The 17,544-nt window shown below is 47.6% G+C and carries 11 protein-coding genes; all 11 read right to left on the bottom strand.

Annotated features, from left to right (window positions below; genetic code table 11):
• Window positions 1-8 precede the first annotated feature (8 nt).
• The 11 genes from VM802_RS09070 to trhA all read right to left on the bottom strand — a co-directional run bounded on the left by VM802_RS09070 (window position 9) and on the right by trhA (window position 17,246).
• On the bottom strand, window positions 9-3,020 hold the full coding sequence (locus tag VM802_RS09070) for a SusC/RagA family TonB-linked outer membrane protein (RefSeq protein ID WP_325529515.1): 3,012 nt from the start codon (window positions 3,018-3,020) through the stop codon (window positions 9-11).
• Window positions 3,021-3,430: 410 nt separating this feature from the next.
• Complete coding sequence (locus VM802_RS09065; protein WP_325529514.1) at window positions 3,431-4,702, bottom strand: MFS transporter; 1,272 nt, start codon at window positions 4,700-4,702, stop codon at window positions 3,431-3,433.
• 33 nt (window positions 4,703-4,735) lie between these two features.
• Window positions 4,736-5,326: a TetR/AcrR family transcriptional regulator gene (locus VM802_RS09060; protein ID WP_325529513.1), complete on the bottom strand. Its 591-nt coding sequence runs from the start codon at window positions 5,324-5,326 to the stop codon at window positions 4,736-4,738.
• 179 nt (window positions 5,327-5,505) lie between these two features.
• The gene (locus VM802_RS09055; protein WP_325529512.1) at window positions 5,506-7,911 is read right to left on the bottom strand and encodes an ABC transporter permease; all 2,406 of its coding nucleotides are present in this window, start codon (window positions 7,909-7,911) and stop codon (window positions 5,506-5,508) included.
• A gap of 290 nt (window positions 7,912-8,201) precedes the next feature.
• Window positions 8,202-11,471, bottom strand: coding sequence for a S41 family peptidase (locus VM802_RS09050; RefSeq protein ID WP_325529511.1), 3,270 nt, complete (start codon window positions 11,469-11,471; stop codon window positions 8,202-8,204).
• Between the two features lie 998 nt (window positions 11,472-12,469).
• Complete coding sequence (locus tag VM802_RS09045) at window positions 12,470-13,225, bottom strand: LytR/AlgR family response regulator transcription factor (protein ID WP_325529510.1); 756 nt, start codon at window positions 13,223-13,225, stop codon at window positions 12,470-12,472.
• Complete coding sequence (locus tag VM802_RS09040; protein WP_325529509.1) at window positions 13,222-14,313, bottom strand: sensor histidine kinase; 1,092 nt, start codon at window positions 14,311-14,313, stop codon at window positions 13,222-13,224. The genes VM802_RS09045 and VM802_RS09040 overlap by 4 nt, the downstream gene beginning before the upstream one ends.
• 4 nt (window positions 14,314-14,317) lie before the next feature.
• Entirely contained in the window at window positions 14,318-15,304 is a 987-nt protein-coding gene (locus VM802_RS09035; RefSeq protein WP_325529508.1) for an NAD-dependent epimerase/dehydratase family protein, read from the bottom strand.
• A gap of 5 nt (window positions 15,305-15,309) precedes the next feature.
• Window positions 15,310-16,104 carry an SDR family NAD(P)-dependent oxidoreductase gene (locus VM802_RS09030; protein ID WP_325529507.1) on the bottom strand — a complete coding sequence of 265 codons (795 nt, stop codon included), beginning with the start codon at window positions 16,102-16,104 and terminating at the stop codon, window positions 15,310-15,312.
• 112 nt (window positions 16,105-16,216) lie between these two features.
• Complete coding sequence (locus VM802_RS09025) at window positions 16,217-16,471, bottom strand: hypothetical protein (RefSeq protein ID WP_325529506.1); 255 nt, start codon at window positions 16,469-16,471, stop codon at window positions 16,217-16,219.
• Between the two features lie 130 nt (window positions 16,472-16,601).
• Complete coding sequence (trhA, locus tag VM802_RS09020) at window positions 16,602-17,246, bottom strand: PAQR family membrane homeostasis protein TrhA (RefSeq protein WP_325529505.1); 645 nt, start codon at window positions 17,244-17,246, stop codon at window positions 16,602-16,604.
• Window positions 17,247-17,544 lie beyond the last annotated feature (298 nt).

Genomic DNA, 17,544 nt, shown 5'->3' with positions numbered 1-17,544 from the left:
TTGGATAATTAAAATGTTGCGTTCACACCAAGGATGAAAGACCTTGTTTTAGGATAATAGTTCCTTACATCAATGCCTGGCGTGAGGCCACCCAGGTCAACTTCAGGATCTATACCGGTGTATTTTGTAATGGTAAACACGTTGTTTACGTTCGCATACAACCGCAGTTTGGCGATATGGATACGGCTGGTGTTGAAAGTATAACCCAGTGTAAGATTATCCAGGCGGAAGTAGGAACCGTTTTCCAGGAATCTGTCAGATACGAGGAACGAGTTTTTATCATTGTAAGATTCCTGTAAAGTGAATCTCGCCACGTTGGTCATTTTCGCATCAGTAGGTGTGTTGAGGCCCGCCAGTGTAGCGTTCAGGATCTTGTTGCCAGTTACGCCTCTGAAGAACATGGTGAGATCAAATGCTTTCCAGTTAAAGGTGTTGCTCCAGCCGAAGGTAAGAGAAGGCTGCGCATTACCTGCCACCAGCAGATCTGCGGTGCTGGGAGAAGTTGTGGTGGTGCCGTCTGCCTTCTGATAGGAAGAGATACCATCTTTGTCTTTCCCTACATAATGGAACAGGGTGAATGTACCGATAGGCTGACCTTCCATTACTTTCTGGCTCCAGTTGCCGGATTGTCCTTTACCACCAAGAATAGCTACCGGTATATCTTTCAGTGTGAACTTCCCGTTAGCCAGTGAGCTGATCTTGTTGCTGTTATGCGCAACGTTTACTGTGGTGTTCCAGGTGAAGTTCTTTGTAGACACCGGTACAGCAGTGATGATAGCTTCCACGCCCCTGTTGCTTACCTTACCTACGTTAGCCAGCAGAGTAGTGGCAATATATTGTGTAGTGGAAACAGGATAGTTCCAGATAAGATCGGAGGTTTGTTTGTCGTAGAAGTCGATCGAGCCGCCCAGTCTGCCTTTCAGCACGGTGAAGTCGATACCGGCATTGAACATGGCAGTACGTTCCCATTTCAGATCCGGGTTGGCATTCTGCACCGGTGCGATTGCGTTGATCAGGTTGCCGTTATCGTAGTAGCGGCCTACAGTGCTGTACTGCAGTTGCGCAGTGAGCGGATCGAAGCCGAGAGAGTTACCGGAGATACCGTAGCTTACCCTGAGCTTCAGGTCATCGAGGTTACGCACTGATTTCAGGAAAGGTTCCTGGCTTATACGCCATCCTGCTGAAACGGCGGGAAAGTAGCCCCAGTGGTTGTTCTTACCGAATGCTGAGGAACCGTCATTACGCAATGATGCCTGGAAATAATATTTGTCGGCGTATTGATAGTTGACCCTGGCGTAGTAAGAGATCAGGCGAAGGGTGGTTAAAGTGGTCTGTGCGGAGTTATCGAATACGATAGTACCGCTGGGCGGGTTGCTGAGCGCGAGGTTGTTATAGGTGAGTGCATCGCTGCCGAAGCCCTGGGTGGTAACGCCGAAACCGTCGCCGCTGCGGTCTTCCTGCCAGGAGTACCCAGCCAGCACTTTGAAGTTGTGCTTACCAACCGTTTTATCGTAGTTGAAATAGGACTCAATGATATTCCGTGTATTCGTCCACGTATTACGGCTTGCTTTACCGTTGTTTCCTTTGGCGAGGGTAGACAGACTGTTGTAATAAACGTTCCGGTTATATTGTTCGCGCTGTGTGGTGAGGCTGGCAGTGTAATACAATCCTGGCAGAATCTTCACTTCAGCAAGACCGTTGGCGAGGAACTTGTTGGTTTTGGTCTGATCGATATTATTGTCGATGAGAGATACCGGGTTGCTGCTACCGCGAACGTTACCGGCGTAGTCTTCTGTATAGCTGCCATCAGGTCTCTTCACGGACACGGTAGGCAGGTAGTTGAGCATGTTTGACAATACGGCATCCGGTACGTTGTTTTGTTTGGTAGTGGTGTTGTACACGGAGAGATCGAGACGCAGCCTGTCATTGAAAGCACGCTGGCCAATGTTTGCTTTTACGGCGAACCTGTTGAGCGATGAGCCTTTGATGATACCGGGGTTGTCGAAATAGTTAACGCTGAAGCCGTAGGTAGTGGCTTTGGCGCTTCCCAGCAGCGCAATGTTGTGATTCTGTGATACACCGGTACGTTGTACTTCGTCCTGCCAGTTGGTGTTCACCAGTTTGTTGGTGCCGGGTATAGTATCGTTATTGGCGGGCGACAATACCTGGCCGTTATCTGCCAGATATTTGCGCAGTTCATCACCGGTAAGCACATCCAGTCTTTTGGCTACTTTTTCGATGCCGATATAACCGTTGTAAGAAATATGCATCTGATCATTCTTTGCACGGCGGGTTGTTACCATGATAACGCCGTTGGCGGCACGGGCGCCGTAGATCGCGGTGGAGGCGCCATCTTTCAGTACGTCGATGGAGGCTATATCATCCGGCGCAATCATATCGATGGGAGCACCGGGTACACCGTCGATAACATAAAACGGTTCCTGGGCGCCGCTGCGTAATGTTGACGGACCTCTCAGTATAACCGTTGGTGTTTGGTTGGGGTTACCGCTTTTGGTGATGTTAAGACCAGGCACCTTGCCCTGCAGCAGCAGGGAGGGATTACCCACAACGCCTTGTGCGAACTCGCCCGCATTTACGGAGCTGATGGAGCCGATCACATTCTTCTTGCTGGTTTTACCGTAACCGGTGATCACCACATCATTGAGCTGGCGCAGCTGCGGCGCAAGTGATACATTGATAGTATGTCTGCTGCTGATGCTGATGTCCTGGTTCTCATATCCCACAAAAGCAATGTGCAGTTGTGCATTACCGCTGGATATTTCCAGTTTGTAAACGCCATCCACATTGGTTACCACTCCTGTTTTGGTTCCTTTCTCCGATACACTCACACCAGGCAATGGTTGATTTTTTTCGTCCGTAATTTTTCCCTGTACACTGAATTTCTCCTGCGCCCACGCTTCGGAGGAAGACAGGCTCAGACCCATGAACAGGCATGCAAGAACAAAGCATGTTCTCACAGAGAAATTCAGCAGATAACTACTGAAATAGAATTTGTGCATAAATGGGAGCTTTAGTTGACTTTTATGATGAATAATAAAAAGCAGCTGGTATCCTCTGAAAGTGGATGGTGTATACGATCTAGCTATGGTTTATGTGACAGACTATTTTTATACTGGCAGTTACGAAAAAGATATTGGTTTAATAAAGTTCGACGAAGCTATATACAATATAATGCATTTTTTTCATGAACCTATTAACCCATGAACGAATTAATTAAAGCTGCAAAACTAGACAGTGCTGCGGGCATTTTGCATTTATCCGTGTTACCAGATTATTACCATTTCATTTTTTTATTTAGTCATTTTACTATGTAGCTATGTAAATAAAAATGCAGCGAAGATTATGTTATATTAAACAACATAATCTTCGCTGCATTTTAAATAACTACATAACAAAATAGAAAATATCCTTAAGCTAACTTCTCTCCCGTTTTCCTTTTCACGTGCATGCTTACACGGTATACCATGATAATAGAGATTGCTGAAAGTATGACCATCAGGTAACCTACAATATCGTAGTGTTCCAGCGGGCTGGTTTTTGTTTGTTGTACAACAATTTTACCTGCAACAGCAGCAGCAATACCTCCTGCAATTTGTTGCAACGATGAGTTGATACTCATGAAGGCACCACGGTCTGCCATGTCCGGCACTGCGCTTACCAGTGCGGTGGAAGGGATTACGCGGCTCATGATACCTATCATCATTAGTACGTTGAGTGCAACTACAAGCCACAATGGGATCTGATACTGATTGGTGTAGATCACCACCATGATACAGGTCCAGATCACTGCCACCGCAAAGAGCTTGAACTTATCGATCCTGTCGCTCAATCTACCGGCGAGCGGCATGATGAAAAGCGATGTTACGCCAGATACCATGAAGAGCAGCGTAAGTTGTTGCTGTGACACATTCAGGTTATTCACGGCAAAGGCGCTGCCAAAGGGCATCATCATGAAACCTCCGATAGATATGAGCGCTGTGGCCAGGAAGCCGATGCGGTACTCTCTTTTCAGGAATGTTTTTATCAGATGCGCCAGTGGATCACGGTTTTGTTTCACTGCCAGGTGTGCATTCACGGGACGCATTTTAGTAACGATCAGGAACAGCACGAGCAGCGCCAGCATCGCCACCATCAGGAACGGCGCCTGCCATCCCCAGTAGTTGGCGATAAAGAGACCTACAGGTACGCCCAGCACCTGGCTGGCGCTGAAGCCCATCATGGTGAAACCCATTACACGGCCGCGATGATGAAGATCAAACAAGTCGGTTACGATGGCCAGGGATATAGATCCTATTACACCACCGAACAAACCGGTAATAATACGCGCTGCTATCAGCAACGGATAAGTAGTGGCTACGCCACAGAAAATAGTACCCAGTACGAAGCCCAGGTAAAAGAATAATAATAACTGCTTACGATCAAAACGATCTGCAAAGCCGGCTGTGAGCAGGCCCGACGCGCCGGCACTGAAGGCATAGGCTGATACAGCCCATCCAAATTGATCCGGATGCAGGTTCATTGATTTCATCATCATATCACCGAGCGGCGACATGATCATAAAGTCGAGCACCACTGTAAACTGAGTAAGCGCCAGTATTACTATGATGAGCTTTTGATACGAAGTAAACGGGATCTTAGCGACATCCTTTTTATCGGATACCTCTGCGGTTGTTGTTTCCATAGATTATGCTTGTGTATAAGTAAAGAAGTGATGTTATTTTTTAAGCGCTTTTAATACAAGTCCGAATGTTTGCCAGATGATCTTCTGACTGATCACAAATGGCTTTCCACTGAAGCTGCTGCCTTCATGATGGAAGCGCAGTAATGAATACAAAGGAGAAAAGGCAATGGACCAGAAGACCTCCACCGGCATTTTTTCGATTTCATTGCTGTCAATTGCGTTCGCCAGGAATCTCCCCATACTGTCCTTAAACTTCATCAGGATACAACTCCATACTGTTTCCTGATAGGAAGAGTGTCGCAATTGTTCGAAGAACATGACCGTCAACGGGTTTTCCATCATATGCTTTGCCCTGTTCTTCCATTGAAGCCGCAACCCCTCCGCAAAGGGCGCTTCCGGATCAAACCCCTTCAGCACCGTTGCACTCATCCGCTCTGCTTCTTCCTTTGCCACCTCGGCAATCAGATCGTCCTTGTCTTTGTAATAAATGTAAAGTGTAGCCACAGAAATACCACATGCTTTCGCCAGTTTGTTGACACTGAAGCCTTCCAACCCATCTTTCACCACCATCTCAATAGATTTTCTCTTAACCAGCTCCTGCTTGTCTGCATTTCTTGTTCTCATGTTTTACATCTGAATTTTTAGGTTGTACATGCTATTCTTTTTTACAAAAATAAGTGAATATTCGCTTACTTATGAAATTTCTATATAAAAAAATTCCGTCCCGCTGTCAGCGGAACGGAATCATATTATCTTCCGTAAAAAAAACATTATCCTTCGGAATATCTTGTCAGCCGGGGTTTTCAGCTCAGGCTCTTCACCGGGTTTACCAATGCAGCCTTCACTGCCCGGAAACTTACTGTAGCCAGTGTCAGCAAAATGGCCACCAACGCGGTGACTACAAACACCCACCCACCAATACTGATACGGTAAGCAAAATTCTGCAGCCAGCGCTCCATGATCAGCCAGGCGAGCGGCGATGCCACTAAGATAGCCACCACCACCAGCTTCAGAAAATCTTTTGACAACAGGGTAACGATGCCGGTTATACTGGCTCCCAGCACCTTGCGGATACCGATCTCCCTGGTACGCTGCTCGGCGGCATAGGTAACCAGTCCGAATAACCCCAGGCAGGAAATGAATATCGCGAAGAAGGCAAATGAGACGAAGATCCTGCCCGTGCGTTCTTCTGACTTATATAACTGGTTGAAGTTATCATCGAGGAAAGAATAGTGGAAAGGCTGGCCTTTCATATCACCGGCAGCATGATACTTCTGCTCTATCTGCGCAATGAGTGCCGGTACATTGGCTGTACTGATACGGAAAGCCATGTTCTCCCTTACCTCCACCAGCCGCATTACAATCGGCGGGATCTTCTTACGCAAAGAGCCGGCATTAAAATCCTTCACAACGCCGATGATACGGAAAGGCTGATGACCACTGTACAACACTTTGTCATTGATGTCTGTAAACCCTAACAGTTTGGCAGCCGTTTCATTGATGACTACTGCACTGCTGTCGGAAGGGCTGTTAGGCATGAAATTCCTGCCTGCCGCCATCCGCATGCCCAGCGTCGGGATGTAGTCAGCATCCACCAGCCATTCAAATATACCTGTTACCTGGCCGGCGCTGGAAGCGGCATCTTTTGAATAGATACCCGTATACATCATGCCGGTTGTTGGCAGCTCACGGGTCATGGTTCCTGATGCTACACCAGGCAGCTGTAGCACCTCCTGCCGGAGTGTTTTGGCATGGGTTCCTAAGGCAGATACGTCATGCAACACCAGCACCTGTTCACGATTATATCCCAGCTTGCGGTTGCGTATATAATCAAGCTGACTGTATATGACCAGGGTGCCTATCATCAGTATAATGGCGGTAGAGAACTGGAACACCACCAGTGCATTTCTCATGCCCCCGGCCTTCATCCCCGCTGCCAGCTTACCTTTCAGTACCTTCACCGGCTCAAAGGATGAAAGATAGAAAGCGGGATAACTACCTGCGAGGAACCCCACCACCAGAACAACGCCCACAGCTCCGGGCACCAGCCATCTGTTCAGCAATACTGCTGTACTGATCTCCTTGCCCGCCATCTGGTTCAGAAAGGGCAGCAACAGTACAGCTATACCTCCAGCCAGCACCAGTGCAATACTACTGGTCACCACAGACTCCACCAGGAACTGCGCGACCAGGTTACCTCTATGCGACCCTAATACTTTCCTTACCCCTACTTCCCTGGAACGGCCGGCAGAACGCGCTGTGGAGAGATTCATAAAGTTCACGCAGGCGATCAGCAGTATCAGCACAGCCGCTACCAGGAAAATGTATACATACTGGATGTTGCCGGAAGGCTCTATTTCATTGGTCAATGTTGAGTACAAATGGATCTTTGTCAGCGGCATGGCATAATAACCAAAATGGCCACCACTTTTTTCGATCTCCGCAATACTGCTGCCAGTCATCGCTTTCAATGGTTTATCCATATAGCGTAGCGTTGCTTCACGGAGATAGCGGTTAATTTCCTGCTCTCCTGGTCCAGGCTTCGCCAGCAGGTAAGTATCGAAGATGTCGCTCATCCAGTTATCATTGCGACTCTCCTCTGTACCGACCATTGCTTTAATGAAATCGGGATGTATATGTGAAGCGGCGGGAAAGTTGCGGATTACGCCTGTGATGCGATATGTGATTGTATTATCTGTGAGCAGCGTCTTTCCTACGACATCTGTGCTACCGAAATATTTGACAGCCGCACTTTCGGAGATGACCATGCCATCAGGCTGGGTCAGCGCGGTGCGCGGATCTCCGGCAATCATAGGAACCGTAAAAATGTTGAACAACGTAGAATCGGCCAGCATAATATTCTTCTCCCTGAACGTCTGCTCACCTTTCTTCACCAGTATGCCCTGTCTGGCTGCTAATATGCGCACATAGTTCTCTATCCCCGGAAACTCCTGCTGCAGCACCGCCCCCAGCTGCCCGGGCGTATATCTTTCCTGAAACGCACTGCCATTCACCAGGAAATCTGCATTCACACGATATATCCTGCCTGCCTTCTCATTAAACCGGTCGTAACTGAGTTCATCTGTCACATATAGTGTAATGAGCAGGCACACTGCCAGCCCTATCGCGAGCCCAATAATGTTGATGGCAGAAAAGCCTTTGTTTCTCCAGAGATTCCTTGCTGCGATTTTTAGATAATTCCTGAACATACTGGTTGATTGATCTGTATACTGATCTTATCAAAAGAATGCCATCTTTCTACCGTATTAAGAATAAGCATGTTAGATAAATGATAAAAAGGGAGATGTTCATTTTTGAACAGATAATGTCCGATTTAGGTTCTCGCAAAGGCGCAAAGGGTGCAAAGAAGCAAAGGATATTTTTAAGTTAAATAAGACTATTTAATAGTACCCAAAATATTTACGGACTATAAAACAGTTCTTTGCTAACTTAAAAATACCCTTTGCTTCTTTGCTCCCTTTGCGCCTTTGCGAGAAACTTATCTGATTTCAGGTGTAGGACGGGTTACCCCTTTCACTGATTTTGTTTTCAGCTGCGATACGATCTCTTTAATGGCGGCTTCCAGCTGTGGATCCACACCCTTGGCCATTTCGCCGAGGTTTTCGCTTACGCGGATATCCGGGTCCACACCATGACCTTCACGGAACCACGTACCATCCGGATTGATCATACGGAAGGAGGGCACGCTGAGGTCGCCGCCATCTACTAACGGTGGTGCTCCACTGATACCGATAAGACCACCCCAGGTACGGGCGCCAACCAGTGTACCCAGGCCGGCTTTGCGGAAGTAGTCCGGGAAGGCATCTCCACCGGAACCGCTCCAGGCATTGATCAGCATCACTTTGGGACCAAGGTTTGTAAGCATAGGGCCCGTGTTGGGATCTTCGTTGCGGCTCACCCAGTAAGAGGCAGGCTTGCGGTTCAGCAATTCTATGAAACGATCGGGAATTTGTCCGCCGTTATTGAAACGTTCATCGATGATCAGGGCGGCTTTGTTCCATTGTGCAGTGAACTGGCGCACCAGTTCATCCTGTCCGTCGATGCCGGTGCTAGGAACAAAGATGTATCCTACCTGGTCGTTGGTAGCTTCAGCAACACGTTTGCGGTTGCCCTCGATCCAGGCGAGGTGGCGCAGGCGATAGTCGTTTCTCATCGCTTTCACTACGGCTGTCTTAGCGCCGTCCCAGGAAGGACGCGTGTTATAGGTGAGTTCCACCGGCTTTTCAGCGAGAGTCTGGAATACTGCAAACGGCTCCTGTGCAGTAGTTAACGGCACACCATTTACGGCGAGGATGTAATCTCCTTCATTGATATTTACACCTGCCTCGTCCAATGGAGAGCGCACTTCTGCATCCCAGGGGGCTGAGCGGATAATGCGTTTTATCTTATAGTACTTACCGTCTGCTTCCCAGTCAACACCCAGGTAGCCGACGTTTTCCTGACGCGGAGACTCGATGTCGCCGCCACTGTTATAAGCATGTGAGGCATTCATCTCACCAATCATATCACCGAGCACGAAGCTTACTTCCTCACGTGTGCGGGCGCCTTCCAGCATGCGGAGGTACTTTTCTTTTACTTCGTTCCAGTTAACACCGTGCATGTTGGGATCATAGAAGAAATCGCGCTCAATACGCCATGCATCCAGAAACAACTGTCTCCATTCCTGTACGGGATCAAGCATCATTTCCATTTCTTCTACACGCAGCGTTTTATCCAGCTTCTGGTTTTCTGCTACATCAATCACGCCAAGACGGCTGCCTTGTACGAGTATCTTCTCGCCGTTGTCGGAAAGCTCATAGTCACCAGGATTTTTGAAAATCGTTTTCTCTTCCCGCTTCTCTGTATCATAATACTTCAGCACTCCCTGCTGGTCGTAGGAACCGGTGTTCGGGAAATTGACATAAAGTATCTTACCCTTGACGGCGTTCATCCTGCCATAGTTGCCGGCTTCCACTGGTAACACGACCATACGGTATTCCAGGCCATCGAGGTCGATGTCGGTAGCCGCTGATTTTGAAGGCTTCTTATCCTCTTCCGGTTTCTTCTTTTTATCGTCCTTCTTCTTATCATCTTTCTTCGCTGCCTCCGGAGCGGCATCTGCCTGTTTGATACCTACAGTGTCATTCCTGGTATAGAGCAACGAGGGCGTATTTTTCTTCAGGCTTATGGCTGCTACATTAGTAGAGTTAGAATAAATGAAGCTATTGTCATGATCGCTGTAGGAGGGCCTGAATGTGCGGTTGGTGAATAAGTACAGGTACTTGCCATTCGGATCAAAAGCAGGTTCGCTGCAGTCGTAATACCCGCTGGTGGCCTGGTGGAGCTTACCGTCACGGGTGTCGTAGAGGAACACTGCATTGTGCCTGTTCTCAAGATTACGGCTATACGTAATCCAGCGGCTGTCTGGCGACCATTTAATACGGAAGCCTTCCATGCCGGGATGACTGAGGGAAACCGCTTTATCGATGCTCGTGGTTTTACCGGAGAATACATCCAGGAGATAGATCTTCTCATTACTATCGATGAAGACTACCTTTTTGCTGTCGGGCGACCAGTAAGGGCGGTAACGGAAGCCAGGGCCATAAGAGGTGATCTTCTTAGCCAGGTGTTCTTTGCCGGTTTCTGCCAGATACAATTCATACTCACCTGACTGATCGCTCCAGTAAACGATATAGCGGCCATCGGGCGACCATGCTGCATATCTTTCAGCGGCGCCGCTGGTGCGCGTAACATCTTTCACGTAGCCATTCTCCGCGGGCACGGAGAATATATCTCCCCTTGCGCTGAGCAGTGCGCGGTTGCCATCAGGGCTAATGGTGGCATACTGCACCAGTGAACCTGTTTTCACTACACGCGGTCTGAGCGCTGCCAGGTCTGTCGTGATCTGCACAGGCACTTCCTTCGACTGCTGCGTGGCGAGTGAGAACAAATATAACTTACCGCTTGCTTCATATACAATATCGGATGGCCCCATTGAAGGGTAATGAATATCATAGTCTTTATAATTCGTAAGCTGTTCGTAGGATTTATTGTCCAGATTATAACGCCAGAGGTTCATCCTCTTCTCCTGACCGCGGTCAGACAGGAAATAGATGTAGTTCTTGTACCACATCGGGAACTCCTGCCCAGGCTCATCTTCAGGGGTGATGATCTCTGATTGTCTGGTATCGAAGTGGAAGATGTTGATATCTGCTTTCCATCCGCCGCGATAACGTTTCCAATTGCGGGAAGCCTGCGAACGTGTAACAAGGGCCATGCTCCTGCCATCGGGGCTGTAGGAGCCGAATTCAGCGATTGCTAACGGGAGTTTCTCTGCCGGGCCGCCATCCTGCGATACGGTATAAAACTGGTTGTAGCGGTCTTTGGTACTCTCTCTGCCGGACGCGAAGAGAATACGTTTTCCATCGGGAGTCCAATCCACTACGGCATCGGGGTAGCCATGCTGTGTGAGACGCAATGGAACGCCGCCATCTACCGGCAACACATATACGTCGACGTTGCCATCATAATTAGCGCTGAACGCCAGCTTCTTTCCATCCGGCGAAAACTTGGGATAACGCTCTGCTCCCGGTGGAGAACTGAGTTTAATGGCGGTTCCTCCTTCTTTGGGAACAACCCATACGTCGTTGGCATAACAAAATGCGATCTGTGTCTGCGACACATCAGGGTACCTGAAAAGTCCGGCGTGTATTTGCGCCGTCGCCGTGGAACCTAACATAGCAGCCATAAGCACCAGGGTACATCTCATACTGTGATTTTTTTGATGGTTTTGATTATCCTGATTGTCGAAGATTTTGGCGAATAGGTAAAATCTATTAGGATAAAAATATACCAAGGAAGATACATTTAATATCTATATCGTCAGATAAAATAATACGAAGCATGGAAAAAAAGGTATGAAACTCCAATTAGTTTATTTGTCTGGTTATCATGCGCAAAATATAAACTTGGATTAAGATAGCAGATTTATTATCTTTAATATATATGAAATCGGGGAGCCTGTACCCTACTAAGTCGAGCGCTATAAAATATCGCAGCAGTGTTTGTTTGATAAGTCACCCGAAACAATAATATTGATACAAGTAAGTTAATTCCGCGGCGTCATTAACCCGCAATTGGCAAAACAAGTCAGCTATTCTTATGCCCTGACGGCAATGTATTTGTATGGCTACCAACGATTGCTAAAAAGCCTGTTGACTCAGATATCCTCAATCCTAAATAAATAAACTATGAAAAAAGAAAATCAGAAAAAACTCCGGTTAGGCAAAATCCAGATTGCGTCACTCCACAATGACGGCCAAGGCCCCCAGGCGATTGCTGACACCTGGACATTTACTTCATGCTGGCCCTTTCATTGCACCCCTGGCCCCGGCAGCAGGTTAGAACATTGCCTTCCAACTGCAAAAAATGCCCATTGACTCCACCTCCTAAATCTAAACAGATAAACTATGAAAAAGGAAAATCAGAAAAAACTCCGGTTAGGTAAAATCCAGATTGCGTCACTTCACAATGACGGCCAGGGTCCCCAGGCGATTGCTGACTCATGGACTTTTGGTTCATGCTGGCCTCTTCATTGCAGTCCTGACGTACTTAGTAAACTTGGTACCTGCATCAAGAATGCTCGTTGATGCAAACAATCCTTAGTCCGATTAAAGTAAAATCAGTTATCATCAGATAGGGGGCTAGGCCCCCTATAATTTTCATGTAGGGAGCTATGCCTGATATAATTACCCCTGATTACGGGCGTCACTGTTGCCCTTCGAGCCAACTTTTAAATTCCGTAACCCTTTCACGGCTAATAATAACATCAGTATCAACATGAGGCGTCAATTGTAAGATTAGTCTGCTGTTGTAATAGGTAGTAATTTTCTTGATGGCATCCAGGTGGATGATGAACTGCCTGTTAATGCGGAAGAACACATTTTTATCGAGCAGCTTCTCAATCTGGTCCAGTGAGTAATCGAGCGGCACACGCTGGCTGCCGGTGGTAGTGGCGATAGTGGCGCCCTTGGTAAACTGAATATAGGCAATGTCCTGCGCTTTCACATATACCAGCTGGTTGTTGATCTTACCGATAAAGCGGGTACTGTTGCGGCGCATAAACTCTTCCGCGATCTTTGCGATATTGATGGCATTGTTGGCAGCAGGCCGGAAGTGTTCATACTTTTTCAGGGCATTCTTCAGCTCTTCCAGGTCGATCGGTTTCATGAGGTAATCTATGCTGTTCACCTTGAAAGCCTGTAGTGCGAAGCCATCGTATGCTGTGGTAAAGATAACGGGCGTCTGTACTTTTACTTTGCTGAAGATCTCGAAGCAGTTGCCGTCAGACAATTGTATATCCATCATCATCAGATCTGCCGGCGGATGCTGTTCCAGCCATTTGATGCCGTCAGCCACGGATTCAATCACACCGGCTATTTCAATACCGGGATCACATTTATGAAGCAGCTGTATCAGCCGCTCCGCGTTATGCATTTCGTCTTCAAAAATTACAATCTTCATGCAATATTTATAACGGGTATCTTTACAATAAACATCTCATCCGCTGTCAGAATTTCAATTTCTTTGTCGCTGATCAGGCTGTATCGGTTGCGGATGTTTTCAAGCCCTATGCCGGAAGATATATCCGGATTGGCTTTCCGGCGGATATGATTAGACACCACCAGGTAGCCGCCTTCACTTTTCACGGTAATCACCAGCGGATCATTGGCGGAAAAGCGGTTATGTTTGATGGCATTTTCTATCAGCAATTGCAAGGTCACGGGTGGTATCATGCCTTTGGATTTCACCTGCTCATCTATACTGGCCAAGAACTGAATACTTTGCTGGTGGCGTATCCTGATCAGGAAAAGGTAAGCGTCCAGAAAGTCCAGTTCTGTTTGTACAGTTACCAGGTTCTCAAATTTTTTATCCAGTATATAGCGATACGTCTTGGCCAGCTGTGTGATATAATCTGCGGAGAGGTCCGGGCTTTTATATACCAGGTTGGTCAGCACGCTTAATGAATTAAAGAAGAAGTGAGGATCTATCTGGTTGCGCAGCGCATCATACTTGGCTTGTATATTTTCGCGCATCAGGCGCTCCGTCTGCACCTGGTATTCCTTCCAGATGGTGTAATAATGTACAATACCGTTAAAGGCAAGAATCAGCAGGTAGAACAGGAAGATACCGAAGTTGAGGTCATAGCTGAACGACAACCAGCTGTCCCACGCTTCATAGCGATGGAATAACACCATATCCATCAATCCATACACGAAGCCGAATGCATATGCAATGAGCAGGCCATAGATCACCAGCGTAGTGCAGAGGATGGCCAGCTTCCGCGATGTCTGTTTGTGTGCGATTCTTTTTTCAATGATCCTGCTAAGGCGCACCGCCCCTTCCCAGGCCAGCAATCCAAATACTACAGCGATAATACTGAACAGTTGTCCCCGGAAATCAAAGGTCCTGAAATTGTGCATGAAAGTATGATCAAAAGATTTGAAGATCATACTGAATGTATAGAGTATCAGTATCCTGGAAAGATACAGGAACAGTTTGCTGGAGAATAGTTTTTCGTTCTGCTGGAAATTCATGTTATCTGCCTGCATAGATCTAAAAATAGCCATTTTCCTCAAACCAGCCCAAAGCAGCGCCTACAGCCTCTTCTATCGGCGTGTAGCGTACCGTCAGTTCCCGCTCCGATTTTTTGCCGGTATAATAGTTATCCAGGCATAACAGGTAGGCCGACGTAAAGTTCAGTTTACCGGAGGTACTCGTAAGCCGGTGGAACATCGATGCCATGATGCCGGCCAGTTTCAGTACAAAAGCCGGAATGCGCACCATGATCTTTGATTCTTTCGATACTTTATTGAGCAGCGTAAAAAATTCACGGTAGCTGAGGTTCTGGCCGGCCAGCAGATAGCAATCTCCTGTCCGTCCTTTTTCAATGGCATTGATGATGCCTGCGCATACATCCTGTATATGTACAAAATTCTTTCCACCGGGAGGATAAAACAGCAGTTTCTTCTTCAGCCCGTAGAGTATCAGTTTTCCTGAGCTGGGAGCCGTATCCCGCGGGCCTATCATGAAGGTGGGATTCACTACTATTGCCGGCAGGTTACGCGCAACCACCTGCTCCAGTATGTATTGCTGCGCCAGATATTTGCTGTTGATATACCCTGAATTGGCGTGAAAGAGCGTGAAACCATTCAGCTCCGTACCTGGATTGCTTTTGGAGCCGGGCCCAATGGTATTGGCCGTACTCACAAATATGAGGCGGCTCACCTTTTGTTCGAGGCATGCATCCGCGATATATTTTGTGGCAAAGAAATTAACCCGCTCATATGCTTCAAAGGTAATGTCCCATTGCGCAGTGATGCAGGCAGCATGTATCACGATACTGCAGCCGCTCACCGCCTCTTTTACATCATCTTCCTTGTCTATCCTGCCGTAAAATATCTCACAGGGAATGTCTTCAATGCCTTTCAGGTTGGCTGATGGCCTCACCATCACTTTTACATCGTACCCCCTTCTGTATAACTCTCTTGTGAGATTAGCGCCCAGGAAGCCGTTGGCGCCTGTAACCAATACCTTATTCATGGTGATTATATAAATTGGATTTCTTTCTTTACCTCCCTTGACACCAGCCGTAATTTGAACGACAGTGGCAGCAGCTGCATCAGTTTATGATTTAACCTGTTCATAAAACCTGGGATAATGACCCGGTATTTTGCCAGGGTGCCGCGCAGTGCGATGCGCGCGATCTCTGTAGTGGGCAGCAAGCCCATTCTGGCTTTCATGCCCTGCCCGATGATCCTGCGGGAAGTATGTGAATTGGTCATAATCGGGCCGGGATAAACAACGCTTACTGAAAGGCCGGTGCCGGAAAGCTCTTCCTGTAGTCCGAGGAAGAAGGATGAAATGAATGCTTTTGATGCAGGATATACCGTTTTATAGGCAATGGGCATGAAAGCCGCCATACTGGCTATGTTCATGATATAGCTCTCTTTGTTCTCCAGCAGGTGCGGGATCAGCAGACGGGTGAGCAATACGGTGCTGCGTACGTTGAGCTGAATGATGCTGTCCAGTTTTTCCAGTGGCGTATCCGTGATGGAAGCGGTACCGCCCACTCCTGCGTTATTAATCAGGAAATTGATGTTGTATTGCGCCATGATACTGGTTAACTGTTGTTTCAGCCGGTCCGTATCGGTGAGGTCGAATTCAAATACCGGAACATCCACGCCGTATTCCTGTTGCAGGTTATCGGCCAGGGAGTGCATATTGCCACCTGGCAACGCTATCAGTATCACGTTCATGCTCATTGCGGCGCAGCGCACGGCGAACTCCTTCCCCAGCCCGGAACTGGCGCCTGTTATCAATGTGTAATTGCGGTTCTGCATCTTTCTTTGCTATTCAATGGTACGGTACAAAATTGCAGCGGCCTGCACACACTGCCATCAAATTTCCAATGAACTGTCGAATAGAACAGCTGGACTGTTGAATATGCCGTTCTCAGTACCGCCACCGGAACTGCTCCATTGCGGCGGACGATATGGCGCCGGGAAGCTCTCCGTGAGCCTGATCTACTTCAAAAACAAAGATGTCTACATCGTATTGTTGTTCCAGGCTGGCGGCCATGGCATGTACATCTGCGCCGGGCTTTACGGCCAGTATAATATTCATGCCCTGGGATGCATACCGGGCAGCCAGTTCCATGTCCGGCTCCGAAACGACCCCTAGTATCAGTATGTATGTAAGCTGCTGCATTGCGATGCGGTTTGTGCGCACGCAAAAATGTAACGGCCATCGCTACCAGTAAGCAATTTTCCGATGATCTGTTGGATAGAAAGGATGGAGTGTTGCTAAAAGCAAAAAGCTGACAGTGTTCCGGTTTCTGCTACATGGAAAGAAGAATTGCCACGTAGTGGCAGACCGCAGCGGCCAGCACGAAGCTGTGCCATACAGCATGCGTGTATTTGTATCTATCCCGCAGGTAAAAGTAGACGCCTGCTGAATAAAGTGCGCCACCAATACATATCATGATCAGTACTGACAATGGCAACTCTGTGAAAAACCGGCGGCCACCGGCCACGAGTATCCACCCCATGAGAAGATAGATAATCGTGGAAACCACATCGAACTTGCCGGTAAACCACGATTTGAATATCACGCCTATCAAAGTCAGCCCCCATAATACCGACAGCAGCGTAATACCGAAGGCATTGTTCATATATACCAGGAGGAAAGGCGTATAAGTACCGGCAATCAGGAAATATATACTGATATGGTCGAAGATGAGAAACAGCTTCTTCACAGACGCTTCCCTCGAAAGATGATATACCGTTGAACTGGCGAAAAGCAGGATAAAACAGAAGCTGTAAATACCCGCGCCTACAATGCCGGGTATGTTACCATGACTGGCAGCGATGCCTGTCAGTACCGGCAATGCGCTGACCCCGAAAAGAATGCCTGCTGCATGTATCAGGCCGTTCACCAGCTCCTGCTGGCGGCTGTAATGCGTTTCCTGCACAATGGTTTCCATGTCCGCTTCTTTATCTTTTGACAAAAATAAATGAAACGTTCCATTGAGGAAGATAGAGTTTGTCTATGCGGATATTAAAGACTATTCAGGAACGGTAAAGTAAGCTCTAAATGGTCTGGCATGACTGAGGAATGGTGTAAATACAGTGGATACAGGGATCAGGCAGGAAGATCTGATCCCTGTATTCAACAGCCATTAACAGGAGATTAACTGAGTGAATACAGCAGTGTTCCGTTATTTTGCCCATTTTATTTATTCTTAACATATACTCTGCAACTATTTCATTAGCTTTAAAAAT

The sequence above is a fragment of the Chitinophaga sp. genome, assembly GCF_035538455.1.
In the GTDB taxonomy this organism is placed as follows: domain Bacteria; phylum Bacteroidota; class Bacteroidia; order Chitinophagales; family Chitinophagaceae; genus Chitinophaga.
This window is presented reverse-complemented; position numbering and strand designations above follow the sequence as displayed.